The organism is Okeania sp. SIO2C9, assembly GCF_010672455.1.
In the GTDB taxonomy this organism is placed as follows: domain Bacteria; phylum Cyanobacteriota; class Cyanobacteriia; order Cyanobacteriales; family Microcoleaceae; genus Okeania.
Genome location: NZ_JAAHGO010000032.1, coordinates 31,997 through 48,918 on the forward strand (window position 1 = coordinate 31,997; position 16,922 = coordinate 48,918).

The following is a 16,922-nucleotide window of genomic DNA, read 5'->3' on the forward strand; positions in this document are numbered from 1 at the left end:
ATAGCAATCAAATTATCACAAATGATTTAGGATTGCTATAGAGGATAATTTATGAGTGACAATTTAAGCATCCAAAGCTCATATTTTTACGATCAATATTTTGGGTTTAATACCCCCCGTCTACAGGATGTTTATAATTAGTTGGGGTTTGAGTCTCCATCAACTTCTTGCTTCTTTCTTCTTCCTTCTTCAAATAGCAATCAAATTATCACAAATGATTTAGGATTGCTATCGGGGATAATTTATGAGTGACAATTTAAACATCCAAAGCTCATATTTTGATTATCAATATTTTGGGTTTAATACCCCGCCGTCTACAGGGTGTTTATAATTAGTTGGGGTTTGAGTCCCCATCCACTTATTACTTCTTTCTTCTTCCTTCTTCAATATTTTTTTTAAGTTATGAATCAAGATTTACAAAATCAAGTATGTATTGTTACAGGTGGAAATTATGGTGTTGGTTTAATGACTGCTGTTGGTTTAGCTAAAGCTGGATTTCATGTAGTTATTACCTGTCTTTTTATTAGTAAATCCACAAAAAATGTAGATTATATTCGTAAAATTAGTGACAATAAAAACGTTTAATTTTTTCCTTTAAATCTAGCTTATTTAGATTCAGTTCGTCAATTTGTTGATTTGTTCTTAGCCAGGCAACTTCCTCTAGATATTTTAGTTAACAATGCCGGAATTTTTAATCAAAGAGGTACTACTCAAGAGGACTTTGAACTAATTTAGGGAACTAACTATTTAGGTCATTTTTTACTGACATATCTTTTATTAGAAAAACTCAAGAGTTCTGCTTTTAGTAGAATTATTATGGTGGCTTCCGATTTGGCATTAAAGCCAAAAACTATTCCTTGGAATTTATTAGTCAAAAAAACACCCCTCAACTTTTTAGAACTTTATTCTGTCTCTAAATTATGTTTGTTACTTTTGACAACTGAACTTGCCAGACAGTTAGAAAATACAAATGTAACCGTTAATGCCGTTCACCCAGGATTTGTGCAATCTAATATTACAATTTGGCATCGTCTGAGTAAATATATAGGTTTAGGGATTTCTCCAGAAAAAGGTGCAAATAGTACATTATTTTGTGCCCACTCTAGTCAACTAAAAGAGATAAGTGGTAAATTTTTTGATTCCCAAACCCAGGAAATTCCTTTGCCAAAAATAACAACAGATATTCACCTAGCAAAACAACTTTGGGAAAGAAGTTTACTCTGGAGTGGATGCCAGAATACAACAACTAACGAAACAATTAATTATGATAACTTTTCTGGAATATCCGGTCCTTACACCCTCAAACTAGACAGTCAATAAATTGCTCAAATTACCAAAACAATTTTTGCATAAATCTTACCAAAACCTCCAAGCAAATTATTATTTTTACGCCTTTTAAAATTTTTATGGAAATTGAAATTTGGTTCAGCCTTTCTATTATTAGTTCAAATTTGGAAACAAGAATTTCACATGGAAAGACATCTTGATTCCCCTGGGATTTGGAAAATATGTCAGGATGAAAAATTATTGAAAAAATTGCAAGAATATTTAGGAAAAAAATTAGTATTATGGCGCTCTGAACTCTGGGTAAATTATCCCGCAAAACAATTAATCCCCTTGTGGAACAGAGACTCTTATCCAAAATTGCTTTCTGGTGTAGGTAAAACAATTAATATTTATATTGCTCTGACTGAAGTCAATAAATTTAATGGCTTTGAATTTATACCAAACGCTAAAAAAGACCGCAATTTATCTGTAAAAATGACAGACCCTTTTAGTGGCAATGATTTCTTTGAAGTTACAGAAAAATTGGCAGAAAATTCAGTACCAGTAATTCTCAAACCAGGTCAATTTGTGATGTTTACAGATTAACTTATTCATCGCTCTGTAAGTAATACTAGCGGTCAAGTTAGACTATCATTAACTTTACGAGTTACTCAACCTAACGTAGAAGTTTTACCTAATTAGGGTTTGCTGAAAAAGTCTTATGGGTGAGGGTAGGAGGTAGGAGACAGGAGACAGGAGACAGGAGACAGGAGAAATTGGAATGAGCGAGGAGGCAGGAGCTAAGTTTTGTCCCAAGATTTTTCTGCGCAACTCTTGACCAAAATCCGCTCCTAATTGAAGCATTAGCACCCAAAACCTCGCACTTTTTGATACTTAAAAAGGCACTTACCTTTATCTATCAATGCTTTGAGATTTAATCAGCAAGCCCTAATTATAATCCTAATTATCAACAGTCAGTATTGTTGTAGCAGAAGGAAGAGGGAAGAAGGAAGAAAGAATAAGGAATAAGGAATAAGGAATAAGGAAGAAAAGAAGACAAAAATCAGAAATAATAAATCAATCAAGAAGGAATAAGGAATAAGGAAGAAAAGAAGACAAAAATCAGAAATAATAAATTAATATAAACAGTGATATAGATAGCTATTTTCTAGGATGATTATAGACTTTTTTTTAAAGTATAAAATTCTAATTTTATTTTTGGATAGTAAATATTGAGTTAGTTAGGACATAGAGTGATGATGAATTGAATACGAAGAAATATTTTTTCCACTTTTGTCTATTTCCTGGCATATTTATAGTTAATAATTAGTACTATGCTAAGGGCGAAAAAAGAATATTTATAATAATAACGGGACTGAAAAGATTATCGTTCGGATATCTCCTGGATTAAAAAAGGATACTCACACTCATAAATGATATAGCGTTTCTCAAATTAGTGAGGTACACCTATATTTATTTCTATTCTATTCCCTGTTCCCTGTTCCCTGTTCCCTAAAACAAGCGAATTTTGTACTTTACCAATATGGGAATTGCTATATAGAAGTTATTTATTTTGACAAAAAAATAAGGTTTCAAGTTCTCACATTCCTATTGCAGGAGGTAGTGATAACTGTTTCGCTGCACGATATAAAAAACGCAGTTCCTCCGGAAGAAGCTAACTGATAACTGAATTTACTCCTATAAAAAATCTAACTATTTGTAGAAAAAATTTATCACACTTGGTATTATAAAATTGGCAATCTAGATATCCGTCCCCCATAAACTACTAACTTTGGGTATAATATCTCTATATCAAAATTTTCTGTATCTAACTAAGAAAGTTTTCATAGTAATTAAAAATTCTACTGATGAAATAAAAAGTAGTTTTCTAGTCAAACACAAATTTTTTTTACAAATAGCCTGAATACGAAACTAATTTGCCAGAATATAAATAGACCAAGAAGCTATTAAAAATTATGAAGGACAACTTATGGAATCAGCTTATGTTTTCTGTCTAATTATTGGTGGAGCATTTGTGGCACTCTCCGCCTTTGCCGGTCTAGATGGTGTAGATTTTGACCAAGACTTTGACCCAGACTTAGAAATTACGGACCAATCAAGTAAACAAGTTAATACTTCAATATATCAGCGTCGCCGAAGATTATGGCTACCATTATTCAGCCTCAAATTTTGGACTTTTGGCAGTTGTTTCTTTGGGCTAACTGGTATTTTGTTATCCTATATTTCTCCCACTCTTTCACCAACAATAATTGCCATTATTTCTATAATTGTTGGTATTTTATGTGGCACAATTATGGCATGGGTATTACATACCTTAAAAAACCGTCAAGCTGATAGCTTGGTGCGTAGTGGCGACCTCGCAGGTCTTTCTGGAATTGTGGAGATTCCTTTTGATAAAAATAGTAGAGGCAAAATCAGATTAAATGTGAAAAATTCTATTTTAGAATTGATGGCTTTTACTGAAGAATCTAGGGAATTTACTAGAGGAGAAAAAGCATTTATCGTGGGAATAGAAAATAATAGAGTATGGGTAGTATCAGAAGATTATCTAGATAAAAAATCAGAGGATGAATCTTAATATTTTTCAGCTATCCTTGAACGCGATTTTGCAATTCCCCAATTTCAAGAGATTTTCTGCCAACTTATACCAAATTGATAAATGTTTGCTACAAATAACTTTCTAGGTGGCGCGGTGGCGCGGTGGCGGGGTAAATTATTAATTGTTAGTTATTAATTATTAATTATTTACTAGCCAGTTTATTTGTAACATTTTTTTTCACGCTTGGTATTAAATATAGTTGCGATCTGAATAAATAAGCATGAAAAATCAACTTTTAATGTTAGCCTATATTTCAGTGGGAGTAGGAATATTTGGTGGGATGTTAATAGTATTATTGTTGTCGATTTTTCGACAAAACCAAGTCATAAATAGTCTTGTCACCCCTCAAGATTTTTTAGGTCTACCCTGCACTGTGGAAATTCCATTTGATACTCATAGTAGAGGTAAAGTTAGTCTAAATGTTAAAGGTTCTAGCATAGGATTAATTGCCCGTACAACAGAAGAATCTAAAGAATTTACTAAGGGAGAACAAGTATTTATTATCGGCACAGAAAATAATCAGGTGTGGGTAATTTCCAAATCATCTTTTCAACACCAGGAATAATCATAAATGATGAATAATGACGGAGGAATCAGGAGTCAGTTAGGAGAGCCGTCGGATTGGCGACATACAGGAGTCAGGAGGGAAGAAGAAGGAAGAAGAAGGAAGAGCAGAAGAAAGTTTGTATCATTCATTAAATGGACATGATATTATATAAAACTTCCATACTACTACATGAAAAATACTATATTTCACAAAAATCCATGAGGAAACTTAACTAATGAAAAGTAAAAATTTAGAATCAAATCAAGCCGAATCAACCACTGTAGAAATAACACAAATTCCTCCTGTAATACAAAGGGAGCCAATTCAGGATTTTACAGGAAAAATTTCTACAGGTTTACCCATCGCTCTATCTATATTTGGAGTGATAGTATTAATCTGGTTTATCAACACATTCATACAAATTTGTAAACCCAATGAAATACTAATTTTATCCGGTCGAAAACGGCGGACAAAAGAAGGAGAAACAGTTGGTTATCGCGTAATCTTCGGTGGTAGAGCAATTCCCATTCCAATTCTAGAAACTACCAAAACAATGGACCTACGTACCATGCCAGTACCTGTGGAAGTGCGGAATGCTTACTCCAAAGGCGGTACTCCACTAAATATTCAAGCGATCGCCAATATCAAAGTTTCCAACGACCCCAAAATAGTAGGCAATGCCATAGAAAGATTTCTTGACCGCGACCGCTCAGAAATTACTCGTGTAGCAAGAGAAACCCTAGAAGGTAACCTCCGTGGTGTAGTTGCCACCCTGACCCCCGAACAACTAAACGAAGACCGTCTCCAATTCGCCGAACGCATTGCCGAAGATGTGAGTCGCGACTTAGCAAAATTAGGCCTACAACTCGACATCCTGAAAATTCAAAGCGTTTCCGATGACGTAGACTACCTCAACTCCATTGGTCGCAAACAAATTGCCATGATTCGCCGAGATGCAGAAATAGCTGAATCTAATGCCAAAGCAGAAGCAGAACAAATAGAAGCTGACTGCCAACGACAGTCAGAAATTGCCAAAACCGAGTCATTAACATTAACCGTAAAGAAAGAAAACGAACTCCGTAAAATCAAAGCAGAATTGGAACAGCAAGCACGTTCAGAAGAAGAACGAACCAAAGCTGCAGCTAAGGAAGCGAGGGCAAGAGCAGAACAATTATTACAAACAGTCCGCGCCGAATTAGAGCGGTTGCGTTTAGAAGCGGATGAAGTATTGCCAGCAGAAGCACAACGGCAAGCAAAAGAACTCATAGCAAAAGGAAATGCTGCTTCTCTTTCAGAAAATGCTCAAGCTGAAGCTTTAGTTAACGATATGCTTTCCCAGGTTTGGCAAGAGACTGGTAAAGATGCTGCGGAATTGTTCTACTTACAACAAATTAGTATGATTTTGCGTGAGTCTGCTAAGGTAACCGAACAAGTTAAATTGGAAAATATCAAAGTTATTGATAGTGGAGATGGCAAGTCCATAGCTAGTTTGGTGAATGCTTATCCTGAAATCTTCCGCCAGTTCCTCAACAATGTTAATCAAACCCTTGGCATTGATGTAACAGGAAACTTTAGGAATGGGAGTAGGGGAGTAGGAGAGGGTGTAAGATTTGACACGGAGACGCGGGGACGCGGGGAGTAGGGGAGTGAAGGAGTGGGGGAGTAGGGGAGTAGGGGAGTAGGGGAGTATAGTTATAAACATATACTATATAACCGGATTCTATATCAAGCACACAAGTATATTTTTTTGCCCTACTCCCTACCTTAGAGAGTATGTTTTTGATAATCAAGAGATAACGTGGGTAACACAAAGTAGACAAAGGAGGAAAGTGAACTTGGAAGGAGAAACAAGCAACATTCAAACTTATAATATCTAGGCTTTTTTCTCCCTTGTCTCCTTGTCCTCCTCTTCTTTACTTCCTTCTTCCCTCTTCCCTCTTCCTTTTTCCTTCTTCCCTATAACCGGATTCTATATCAAGCACACAAGTATATTTTTTTGCCCTACTCCCTACCTTAGAGAGTATGTTTTTGATAATCAAGAGATAACGTGGGTAACACAAAGTAGACAAAGGAGGAAAGTGAACTTGGAAGGAGAAACAAGCAACATTCAAACTTATAATATCTAGGCTTTTTTCTCCCTTGTCTCCTTGTCCTCCTTTTCTTCCTCTTCCTTCTTAAATAACTAAAATTATGGAGTCAAAAAAATCATGGAAATAGTATTAGCATTACTGGCAGTTTTCGGTCTTGGTACTGGTGCAGGTGTCTTTGTCATTCGCAACCTTTATTATATTTGTCAACCAAGTGAAGTCCTAATTTTTTCTGGAAGTCGTCACCGTGTTGGAGACAGCGATAAAAAAGTTGGATATCGTCTTGTCAAGGGAGGTAGTAGCATTCGCGTCCCCCTATTAGAACAAGCTTTCCGCATGGACTTGAGTAATATGATTATTGAACTTAAGGTTAATAATTCTTATTCTAAAGGTGGTATTCCTCTCACAGTCGAGAGTGTGGCAAATATCAAAATTGCTGGGGAAGAACCTACTATTCACAATGCGATCGAGCGCCTGCTAGGCAAAACTCGCCAGGAAATTGAAAAATTAGCCCAGGAAACTCTAGAAGGAAATTTGCGTGGTGTATTAGCTTCTCTGACGCCCGAACAAGTCAATGAAGACAAAATTGCTTTTGCCAAAAGCTTGCTGGAAGAAGCAGAAGACGACCTAGAAAAATTAGGTTTAGTTTTGGATACTCTGCAAATTCAGAATATTGCTGATGATGTAGGATATCTTGATTCTATTGGTCGAAAACAACAGGCAGAATTGTTACGAGATTCTCGTATTGCTGAAGCACAAACCCAGGCCGAATCAATTATTAGAGAGGCAGAAAACCAAAAAGATACTTCTTTCAAACAGATTGAAACTAAAATTGCTGTAGCTCGTGCAGAAGCTGAAAGGCGCATTCAAGATGCGGTGACAAAACGACAAGCAGTGGTGGCCGAAGCAGAGGCTGATATTGGTTCAGAAGTGGCGCGGACTCAGGCTGAAGTAGCAGTACAGAATGAGCGTATTAAGCAAGTTGAACAACAGTTACAAGCAGATGTAGTTGCTCCCGCAGAAGCAGAATGTAAACGAGCGATCGCTAGTGCTAAGGGAGATGCTGCTGCTATTGTCGAACCAGGAAAAGCACAAGCAGAGGGTATTAAGAAGCTGGCAGAATCTTGGAAAGCTGCTGGTGCAAACGCACGAGAAGTTTTTCTGTACCAGAAATTGGAAGAGTTGCTGAAGATTATGGTATCTACTGTGCCAGAAGTTGATGTGGATAATGTTACCGTAATTAATGCTCAAGCTGGGAGCAATGCTACAAAAATGGCTGCCTTTATTGAGGAGTTCAAGCAAACTACTGGTATTGATGTAGCTGCTACGGTAAATAATTTAAGCGATCGGGGAGTCGGGAGTAGGCGAGATGGGGAGAGCGAGACACCTAGAAACTACTAGAATGACACACCTTAAATGATTTTAGTCAGTCCAGTAGTGTCGTGTCAAGCCTTAAATGTTGTATTAGAATTTTCGACAAAAACAATGTATTATATAGATTTTGCCATTTTCCTATTACCCTATTTTTAGCTTGACACGACAGTAGGGTGTGTTAGCGGTAGCGTAACTGAGCGAAACATTTGGGATAGGCGGTGCGTTACATTTCATTAACGCACCCTACTAGACTGTTGCCAAACAAAACCAACCTACGGTATGATAACGGTAGTGGGAGCAATATCCTCCCTTCCCTGTCGCTTAACCCAACCTACGCTATTATAGCTTATCCGAACAAGTGATATACTCCTGACCCCTAACTCAAAACCCAATTTACCAGAGTCCGAACACCATAACCAGTTGCACCAGCATTATTGTAACCATTCTCAGCATCTATCCATACAGGACCTGCAACATCCAAATGCGCCCAAGGTGTATCTTGAACAAATTGCTTCAAAAATAAAGCAGCAGTAATAGCGCCACCAGGGCGAGGTCCAGTATTTTTCATATCAGCGTGCATAGCTTTCAACCCCTCAAAATATTTCTCCTCCAAAGGCATCCGCCATAGTTTCTCACCAGCACTTTCTGCTGCTGCCGCCAGTTGCCCCGCTAAATCATCATCCGGACTCCATAAACCAGCAATATCATTACCCAATGCCACAACACAAGCACCTGTGAGAGTAGCTAAATCAACGATCGCATCTACTCCTAATTTATCGGCAAAGACTAAAGCATCTGCCAAAGTCAAACGCCCTTCTGCATCTGTGTTATTAACCTCAATAGTTTTGCCATTAGAAGCAGTGAGGAAGTCTCCAGGGTGCATGGCGTGGCCACTAACCATATTTTCAGTAACAGCACTAATAAAGTGAACCTCCACATCTGGTTTAAGTTGAGCGATCGCCTTCACAGTACCAAAAGTTGTACCAGCTCCACCCATATCAACTTTCATTATTTCAATACCACTACCAGAAGGCTTTAAGTTTAAGCCACCAGAGTCAAAAGTTAAGCCTTTCCCTACTATTGCTAACTTTTTACGAGGACTACCTTCTGGTTTGTAGGTGATATGAATAAATTTTGGTGGTAAGTCAGAAGCTTGAGCAACTCCCAGGAAAGCTCCCATGCCTAATTTTTCACAATCTTCTCGTTCCAAAATTTCTATAGTTAGCCCAAATTCTTTAGCTAAAGCTTCAGCCGTTTCAGCCATAGTTATTGGGGTACAAGAGTTAGCAGGTGCTGCTACAAGTTCCCTGGCTAGGATCACCCCAGAACAGACTTTCCGGGCACGGGCGATGGCTTCATCAGAGCCAGCTAAACCGATTAAATCTACTTTTTCTACATCTGGCCCTTGATCTTCCAGTTTAGATTTAAAGCGATGATCTTGATGGAGGACTAACTCAATGCCTTCTGTGATGGCTGTAGCTGTAGCTTCAGCATTGTCACATATTGGCAAGCTAATGCCTAGAGTTTTGCATCTCTCCTTTTTTGCCAAACGTCCACAAGTTGCTGCTGCTTGGCGCAGAGTTTCTAATTTTAACTCTTCCGATTTACCCAGGCCCACTATAATAATTTTACGGATGGATTTTTTGCTGCCCACGCGAGTCGAGGCACTGCTGTTAACTTTACCCTTAAATTCTGTTTCCTCGATTAGTTCAGATAAAGTGTCAGTCAGCTTTTCATTCAAATAGGCCATATCCCCGGTTAATATGCTATCGGTATCTTCAAATAAACCAATGGCTAAGGCATCTCCGGTCCATTCTAACAGAGGTGTATTAATTGCTCTAATTTCCATCTTGATTTCCTTATTAACTGGTAGTTGGTAAATTATCTTAATCGTTTTTTTGAGTTCAAACTCGGATAATTACTTTTTTAATGATTTTTTTGATTAAGTTAATATGTAAGCATTCAGCCGTCAGCCATCAGCTATAAGCTTCATTACTTTTAAAGGAGGAAAAAGCAATTGAGAGATTTCACAGAATTAAAAGTATGGGTAAAAGCACATCAGCTAACCTTGGCAGTCTATCGAGTAACATCTACATTTCCAGCGGCACAATTACATGGTTTGACAAGTCAAGCTCGTCGCTCTTGTGCTTCAATTGCTGCAAATATTCCAGAAGGATTTGGTAGAAATGGAAATGTAGAGCTATCTCGTTTTTTTCAAATTGCCATGGGTTCAGCCAGTGAACTTGAGTATCATCTTTTACTTGCTCACGATCTGCATTTAATCAAATCTTCAGAATATGAATGCCTTGCTGAAAATGTGCTAGAAGTAAAACAAATGCTTGCTTCATTTATTAAAAGGCTAAATGCTAGGGCATTCCGCACCGAAAACCTGACAACTAATAGCTGAATGCTTACCTTAATATACCTTAATTTTGGCAATAGATTTAAATGACCAGAAAAGAGATAGTTGAGACTGGTAATGGCTTTTCAGGTATCAGTTTCTGAATACTAATTCCTTTGAAAGAGGTATTATTTTACCTATATATTAGGTATCTATAGTATAGATAATGGTAATATTTTCTATCTTTCATATCATAAAAACTAGATGAAAAATTCTGCCTCGATCCAAATATGAATAATTTTTTTTTTACGTAATACTTTAAAATCTAATAAAGCGCTTTTCATTTAAGTAGACTACAAAATTCTTTTGGTTTAGGAAGCAGGGAGTAGGGAGTAGTGAGTAGGGAGTAGGGAGTAGGGAGTAGGGAGCAGACAGTAGGAGAATGCTTTGGCCACTGTAGTCTATCTATTTGAAAACCGCTATATTTCATATTTTTAAACTGTAGTTATATTCTTCTTAATTCAGGTTAAGTTAATTTTCTCCTAGTAAATATATTTTTTTAATATGTAAGAATATGTTTAGTTTCCAACAATAAGTTATCTATTGTTAATTTTAGATATACTATTCTTGTTATACCAAATTGAAATGAAGCTGCATAGAATAATACTTAAAGCACAATTGACTGTAGATAGGCATAGATAAATATAGATTAATGAATGAATTTCGTAATTCTATGCAACCTCATATAAAATTGGTATTAGGCATAAGTATATATATAAATTTTTATCTCTATAAAATAGAACAGACAAATAGTAAATATACTGATAAACAAAGAGCTACCGAGGGACAAATTCTCAAGATAGAAGAGTTTAAGCATAACTAACTTAAGATTTTAAACTATAGCAAAATAAAAGATTATAAATTTCAAAAAATTTACGAAAGTAGTTATTATGTGGCAACTAATACAAAACATATTTTCCCCAGAACAATTGATGCCCCATGGACAATGCTATCTTTGGGAATCAGGCTTAATTTGGCTACACGCTAGCTCAGACACATTAACAGCAATAGCTTACTACTCCATCCCATTCATGTTAGTGTACTTTGTCCGTCAACGAGAGGATGTACCCTTTAAATCGATATTCTGGATGTTTGGGGCCTTCATTGCTTCTTGCGGTACAGTCCATCTCATGGAAGTTTGGACTTTGTGGCATCCCGCCTATTGGTTATCAGGAGGTCTCAAAGCAATTACAGCAATAGCTTCCCTATACACAGCCCTGGAAATGTATCTTCTGATTCCGCAGGCATTAAAATTACCAAGTCCATCCAAATTAACAGCAATTAACAAAACTTTAGAATCAGAAATTAGAGAGCGCCAAGAGGTAGAAGAAGCACTACGAAAAAGTGAAAGTCAATATCGTGGCATAGTCGAAGACCAAACAGAATTGATTTGTCGTTTTTATCCAGGGGGAGTTTTGAGTTTTGTCAACGATACTTATTGTCGCTATTTTGATACAACGCCAGAAGAGCTAATTGGGATAAGTTTTTATCAGTTTTTGCCCTCTTCGGAGATGGTAAGGCTACAACAACTATTAGATACTCTGACCCCAGAACAACCCACAGCTATCAATGAACAAATGGTAGAAATGTCCAACGGAGAGTGGAGATGGCAGGAATGGACAAATCGGGCAATATTTGACGAAGACAATAACTTAGTAGAGTATCAAGCAGTGGGGCGAGATATCACAGCTATCCGAGAAAGCGAAAGACGCTTCCAGGCTATTTTTAATCAAACATTTCAATTTATTGGACTTTTAAACCCAGACGGTACTATCTTAGAAGCTAATCAGACATTTTTAGACTTTACTGGTCTCAAACATGAAGATATTGTCGGACATTTTTTTTGGCAAGTTAAATGGTGGTTAGCAGTGGATGATGAGGAAAATCCTAGAGACATAGAGACTAAACATAGACTTGCTCAAGCACAAATGAGACAAGCGATCGCTAAAGCAGTCAAAGGTGAGTTTGTACGTTATGAAATTATGGTAGTTGGTCAAGGTAAACAAGTAATTACCATCGACTTTTCTCTCAAACCAGTTTTTGACGAACTTGGACAGGTGATATTATTAATTCCCGAAGGTCATGACATCACGGATCGCAAACAGGCAGAAAAAGAACTTTCTATTCTCAATGCTGAATTAGAAACACGAGTTCTAGAGCAAACTTCCCAATTAAGGCTGATTAACCAAGCTTGTAAAAATCGAATTAGACAGCAGCGAGCTGTGGCTCAAATTACTCAAGAAGCCTTATCAGGCAAAGATATTTCTCTGCTGATGGATCAGATTGTACAAATAGTTGCCCAAATATTAGATGGAGAATACTGCAAGATTCTCCAATTGTTACCTGATGGTAATTCTTTACTATTACGGGCTGGTATTGGTTGGCAAGAGGGACTTGTAGGTCATGCGATAGTAAATACTGGCAGTGATACTCAAGCAGGTTATACCCTACATTCATCTGAACCTGTAATTGTAGAAGACCTTCGTCTTGAAACCAGATTCAGAAGACCAAAACTGCTGTGCGACCATGGAATTATTTCTGGAATTAGCGTTATTATCCCGGGCGCTGAAAAACAAAAACCTTATGGTATACTTGGTATACATACTAAAATGAAGTGGTGGTTTACTCAAGATGATGTTTATTTTTTGCAGGCAGTCGCTAATGCACTAGGTACAGCGATCGAACGACAGCAAACTCAGGATTCTCTGAGGTCTAGCGAGGAAAAATTCCGTCAAATTGCAGAAAATATCCGAGAAGTTTTTTGGATAACTACCCTTGACAAAAGTGAGTCGATCTACGTCAGTCCTACTTATGAACATGTTTGGGGGCGCTCCATTACAAATTTAGAAAAATGGCGAGAAACATTTACAAATAGCATTCATCCATTAGACCGCGATTGCTTTGTTTTAAATGACGAGAAACAACGGCGTGGTGAGTTTACTAACGATGAGTATCGAATTGTACGACCTGATGGTGAAATTCGCTGGATTTGGAGTCGTGCTTTTCCTGTACGCGATCGAGCCGGAGAAATATACCGCACTGCAGGTATTTTTGAAGATATTACAGAACGCAAACAAATGGAGCTGGCTCTGTTTCAAGAAAAAGAATTAGCCGAAATTACATTAAAATCTATTGGAGATGGGGTGATTACTACTGATGAAAAAGGTAATGTTGATTATCTTAATCCCATTGCTGAAAAAATTACTGGATGGAAATTATCAACAGCTAAAGGTTTGCCACTAGCTGAGATTTTCCAAATTTTTGATGAACTAGACCGTACACCGATGGAGAGTCCGGTAGATAGAGTTTTCCGAGAACGGCAAATCGTCGAGCTGGCAAATAATACTCTTCTGGTGGCGCGTGATGGTCAAGAGTATGCAATAGAAGATTCTGCCGCTCCGATCAAAACAGAAGACAATCAAATATTAGGGGTAGTGTTAGTATTTCGAGATGTGACAGACAAGCGCAAGTTGAGGAATCAAATATTTTGGCAAGCTCAACACGATTCTCTAACAGGGTTGTTAAACCGCAGAGAATTTGAGAAACTTTTAGAAAATTCTTTGGTGGATGTGAACAAATACAACCAAGTACATACTCTTGCTTATATAGATTTAGACCGATTTAAAATTGTTAATGATACTTGTGGTCATAGAGCTGGGGATGAATTGTTGCGTCAGATTACCCTTCTATTACAATCTCAATGTCGCAAAGCAGATATTTTGGCTAGGATCGGTGGAGATGAATTTGCTTTGCTATTATTGCAGTGTAACATGAATAATGCTCAGACAGTAGTGCAACAGTTGATTGATAGTATTCAGGAGTACAGATTTGTATGGGAGGATAAGACTTTTAATATTGGTGTTAGTATTGGTATAATTACTCTTAGTCAGGAAAGTCTCAACCAGGCAGGTATTGTAGATGATGTTAATTGGCTCCTCAGTGCTGCTGATGCTGCTTGTTATATCGCGAAAAATCGAGGCCGAAATCGTTTTCATATTTACCAAAGTGATGATTTAGATTTGAAGCAGCAAAAAAATACTGTGCATTGGGTAACAAAAATTCATCAAGCTTGCGAACAAAATCTTTTCTGTTTGTATTATCAACCTGTTGCACCATTGCCAGATTCGCATTTGAGTCATTTTTATTATGAGATACTTTTACGCTTGAGAGATGAAACAAATCAATTGATTCCGCCAATGGCTTTTCTTCCAGCAGCAGAAAGATATAATCTGATGCCAATGATTGACCGTTGGGTGATTCAAAACTTTTTTAGTTATTTGTCACAGCTCAAAGGTCAGTTGCACCCTTCTTTTGAGAATCTTAACCGTGAGAGATTTTTTAGGGGGGGGTCAGATATAAATGCAGATACAATTTATGCAATTAATATTTCTGGTGAAACAGTTAATGATGAGCAATTTATTACTTTTTTACAAGGACAATTAGCCAGATTTAATATTTCTCCAAAGGCAATATGTTTTGAGATTACTGAGACAGTGGCGATCGCTAATTTATCTCAAGCTGCTAAGTTAATTAGACAACTTAAGAATTTGGGTTGTCACTTTGCTCTAGATGACTTTGGTAGTGGAGTATCTTCTTTTACTTATCTTAAAAATTTGCCCGTAGATTACTTAAAAATTGATGGCAGTTTTGTCAAGGATATTGTCAGCGACCCCTTAGATTATGCAATAGTTGAAGGAATGAATCGGATTGGCCATGTGATGGGTCTCAAAACGATCGCTGAGTTTGTGAGCAATGGTGCTATCTTAGATAAAATTAAGACTATAGGTGTAGACTATGGTCAAGGTTATGGAATTTCTTATCCACAACCCTTAGATGTGCCAGATGAGGAGTAGGAGAGATGGGGAGTGGGGGAGATGGGGAGATGGGGAGATGGGGAGATGGGGAGATGGGGGGATGGGGAGATGGGGAGATGGAGAGATTGAAGTAATTATAGAATTGTCAACATATAATTATATAATCGGGTTCTGTATCAAGAGTAATTTTATGTTTATATTAAGCATAAAATTAGTAATAGGTTCAGTCCGGAAATAAGTCAGAAAATGTGTAGCTCAGTGACATACTCCCACACTAAGCTGGCGCTATAGTGTGGGCTTCTCGTTTCGTAGCCCTGCCATTGCATCGGGCTAGCGCGTGCTTTAAGGACGGAATGCCCTACCGCCCTATTTTTGATATTTATCGCTGCGTTTAAGTCGCGGTCTATGACAATACCGCAGTGCGGGCAAGAATGAGTTCGTATTTTTAATTCTTTCTTGACTTTTTCACCACAATTTGAGCAGTCTTGGCTAGTATTTTTGGGGTTCACTGCTATGGTTTTCTGTCCAGCATTTCCGGCTTTGACAGTTAAAATAGTCAGGAATTGACCCCATCCAGCATCATTAATTGATTTACTCAAATGGGTCTTTGCTAGCCCTTTTATATTTAAGTTTGCCTCCGGCACGCCGCTCCGCGTCTACATGGGCAATAACTTCAGCTTTTGATAACAATTCATTGGCTGTTTTAAAATGAAAATCTTTACGTTTATCGGCTACTTTTTTATGTTGTTTAGCTACAGCTAGAAGAGCTTTTAACCATCTTTTGCTGCCTTTCTTTTTACGGGATAAACGTTTTTGTAGAGTCTTTAATCGCTGCTGAGATTTTCGATAGTATTGAGGTATGGGGACAGACTCTCCTTCACTTGTTACTAAGAATTCCTTCAGCCCCATATCGATTCCCAGAGTATTTTTTAATGTAGGTTTCACATCACAACTCAAAGCTGGAACTGATTTGTCTTCTAGGGATAAAGTCGCATAATAACCATCTGCTTTACGACTAATAGTCACAGTTTTAATTTGAAAACCATCAGGTAACGGCCGATGTTGAATCAACTTTATATTGCCTATTTTGGGCAAGTTTATCTTGTTTCCTTCTATGCAGTCTTGCTTGATTTGAGGATAAGTAAAACTGCGATAACGCCCTTTTCCCTTAAACCTTGGTTTGCCTAATTTATGTCCACTTTTGTCTGCCTTAAACCATCTATCAAAGGCAAGTTTTACCCGTTTTATACAATCTTGCAGGACCTGAGAATGAATCAACTTGTACTCAGGAAACTTGTCTTTGGTATTGACCAAATCTTTTTTTTGAGAGTAATAATCTGGATCATCTAAGAGTTGAGGAATTGGCATCACCAAGGGACAAGCGTTAACCGGACAGCGATTTTCTAACCACCATGAGAACCGCTCGTCTAACCGATAGTTGTACTGCCGACGCAACAATTCCAGCCACATTTCTATGACTGCGGTTTGTTCTTTGTTGGGCCTTAATTTATATTGGTAGGCAGTGCGCATGGTGGAAAATTTCCAGGGTTATTGCAATATCATAATACAAGTTTTTCAACTAGGGCGAAAGCTTATGCTGGGATAGTATGCAAATTGAATGGGCATCGAACCCATTCAATTGGCCGCCGATTCATCTCACACTCCTCTTTAAAATTTCGCGCGCAGGCTTCTCGGCAGTTTAGCTAAAGAAAATAATCCAAGATATGATTACTAATAGGGGCTAAGTCAAAATTTTGATGAAAGTCCATTACTCAACTCTGAAATGAGATGGAAATATAGCAGAAGGCAGAAG

Annotated in this window: 13 protein-coding genes and 1 pseudogene; 11 read left to right on the plus strand and 3 right to left on the minus strand. The window is 37.5% G+C overall.

The window, feature by feature from the left end; all coding sequences use genetic code 11:
* The first annotated feature begins 402 nt into the window (after positions 1 to 402).
* From F6K23_RS22715 to F6K23_RS22750, 8 genes and pseudogenes are all read left to right on the plus strand, one after another.
* Entirely contained in the window at positions 403 to 585 is a 183-nt protein-coding gene (locus F6K23_RS22715) for a hypothetical protein (RefSeq protein WP_293160059.1), read from the plus strand.
* 165 nt (positions 586 to 750) lie between these two features.
* Positions 751 to 1,320 (plus strand): annotated as a pseudogene (locus tag F6K23_RS22720) (SDR family NAD(P)-dependent oxidoreductase); the annotation flags it as partial.
* A 93-nt stretch (positions 1,321 to 1,413) separates the two neighbouring features.
* On the plus strand, positions 1,414 to 1,872 hold the full coding sequence (locus F6K23_RS22725) for a hypothetical protein (protein WP_293160061.1): 459 nt from the start codon (positions 1,414 to 1,416) through the stop codon (positions 1,870 to 1,872).
* A 1,384-nt stretch (positions 1,873 to 3,256) separates the two neighbouring features.
* Positions 3,257 to 3,865 carry an NfeD-like protein gene (locus F6K23_RS22730; protein WP_293160063.1) on the plus strand — a complete coding sequence of 203 codons (609 nt, stop codon included), beginning with the start codon at positions 3,257 to 3,259 and terminating at the stop codon, positions 3,863 to 3,865.
* Between the two features lie 241 nt (positions 3,866 to 4,106).
* A complete protein-coding gene (locus tag F6K23_RS22735) occupies positions 4,107 to 4,451 on the plus strand; it encodes an NfeD-like protein (RefSeq protein ID WP_293160065.1) in 345 nt (114 codons plus the stop codon).
* Between the two features lie 6 nt (positions 4,452 to 4,457).
* Positions 4,458 to 4,595, plus strand: a complete 138-nt coding sequence (locus F6K23_RS22740) for a hypothetical protein (RefSeq protein ID WP_293160066.1) — start codon at positions 4,458 to 4,460, stop codon at positions 4,593 to 4,595.
* Positions 4,596 to 4,668: 73 nt separating this feature from the next.
* A complete protein-coding gene (locus tag F6K23_RS22745) occupies positions 4,669 to 6,075 on the plus strand; it encodes a flotillin family protein (RefSeq protein ID WP_293160068.1) in 1,407 nt (468 codons plus the stop codon).
* A gap of 565 nt (positions 6,076 to 6,640) precedes the next feature.
* Complete coding sequence (locus F6K23_RS22750; RefSeq protein WP_293160070.1) at positions 6,641 to 7,921, plus strand: flotillin family protein; 1,281 nt, start codon at positions 6,641 to 6,643, stop codon at positions 7,919 to 7,921.
* Positions 7,922 to 8,270: 349 nt separating this feature from the next.
* Here the strand turns inward: F6K23_RS22750 and F6K23_RS22755 are convergent, their stop codons facing one another.
* A complete protein-coding gene (locus F6K23_RS22755; protein WP_293160072.1) occupies positions 8,271 to 9,743 on the minus strand; it encodes a leucyl aminopeptidase in 1,473 nt (490 codons plus the stop codon).
* 168 nt (positions 9,744 to 9,911) lie between these two features.
* On the opposite strand from F6K23_RS22755, the gene F6K23_RS22760 reads away from it, so the two are divergent.
* The 3 genes from F6K23_RS22760 (at position 9,912) to F6K23_RS22770 (ending at position 15,347) form a co-directional block, all read left to right on the plus strand.
* The gene (locus F6K23_RS22760; RefSeq protein ID WP_293160074.1) at positions 9,912 to 10,301 is read left to right on the plus strand and encodes a four helix bundle protein; all 390 of its coding nucleotides are present in this window, start codon (positions 9,912 to 9,914) and stop codon (positions 10,299 to 10,301) included.
* An 884-nt stretch (positions 10,302 to 11,185) separates the two neighbouring features.
* A complete protein-coding gene (locus F6K23_RS22765) occupies positions 11,186 to 15,148 on the plus strand; it encodes an EAL domain-containing protein (RefSeq protein ID WP_293160076.1) in 3,963 nt (1,320 codons plus the stop codon).
* Between the two features lie 37 nt (positions 15,149 to 15,185).
* On the plus strand, positions 15,186 to 15,347 hold the full coding sequence (locus tag F6K23_RS22770; RefSeq protein ID WP_293160078.1) for a hypothetical protein: 162 nt from the start codon (positions 15,186 to 15,188) through the stop codon (positions 15,345 to 15,347).
* Position 15,348: 1 nt separating this feature from the next.
* On the opposite strand, the gene F6K23_RS42025 is transcribed toward F6K23_RS22770, so the two are convergent.
* Both F6K23_RS42025 and F6K23_RS22775 read right to left on the minus strand, forming a co-directional pair.
* Entirely contained in the window at positions 15,349 to 15,708 is a 360-nt protein-coding gene (locus F6K23_RS42025; RefSeq protein ID WP_367267781.1) for an RNA-guided endonuclease InsQ/TnpB family protein, read from the minus strand.
* A complete protein-coding gene (locus F6K23_RS22775) occupies positions 15,701 to 16,639 on the minus strand; it encodes an RNA-guided endonuclease InsQ/TnpB family protein (RefSeq protein WP_367267782.1) in 939 nt (312 codons plus the stop codon). Before F6K23_RS22775 ends, F6K23_RS42025 begins: the two co-directional genes overlap by 8 nt.
* Positions 16,640 to 16,922 lie beyond the last annotated feature (283 nt).

Excerpts from the sequence above, each read along its gene's own strand:
- F6K23_RS22715 (WP_293160059.1), top strand. The coding sequence starts at position 403 with ATGAATCAAGATTTACAAAATCAAGTATGTATTGTTACAGGTGGAAAT.
- F6K23_RS22740 (WP_293160066.1), top strand. The coding sequence starts at position 4,458 with ATGATGAATAATGACGGAGGAATCAGGAGTCAGTTAGGAGAGCCGTCG.
- F6K23_RS22770 (WP_293160078.1), top strand. The coding sequence starts at position 15,186 with ATGGGGAGATGGGGAGATGGGGGGATGGGGAGATGGGGAGATGGAGAG.
- F6K23_RS22745 (WP_293160068.1), top strand. The coding sequence starts at position 4,669 with ATGAAAAGTAAAAATTTAGAATCAAATCAAGCCGAATCAACCACTGTA.
- F6K23_RS22755 (WP_293160072.1), bottom strand. The coding sequence starts at position 9,743 with ATGGAAATTAGAGCAATTAATACACCTCTGTTAGAATGGACCGGAGAT.
- F6K23_RS22735 (WP_293160065.1), top strand. The coding sequence starts at position 4,107 with ATGAAAAATCAACTTTTAATGTTAGCCTATATTTCAGTGGGAGTAGGA.
- F6K23_RS22765 (WP_293160076.1), top strand. The coding sequence starts at position 11,186 with ATGTGGCAACTAATACAAAACATATTTTCCCCAGAACAATTGATGCCC.
- F6K23_RS22775 (WP_367267782.1), bottom strand. The coding sequence starts at position 16,639 with ATGCGCACTGCCTACCAATATAAATTAAGGCCCAACAAAGAACAAACC.
- F6K23_RS22730 (WP_293160063.1), top strand. The coding sequence starts at position 3,257 with ATGGAATCAGCTTATGTTTTCTGTCTAATTATTGGTGGAGCATTTGTG.
- F6K23_RS22750 (WP_293160070.1), top strand. The coding sequence starts at position 6,641 with ATGGAAATAGTATTAGCATTACTGGCAGTTTTCGGTCTTGGTACTGGT.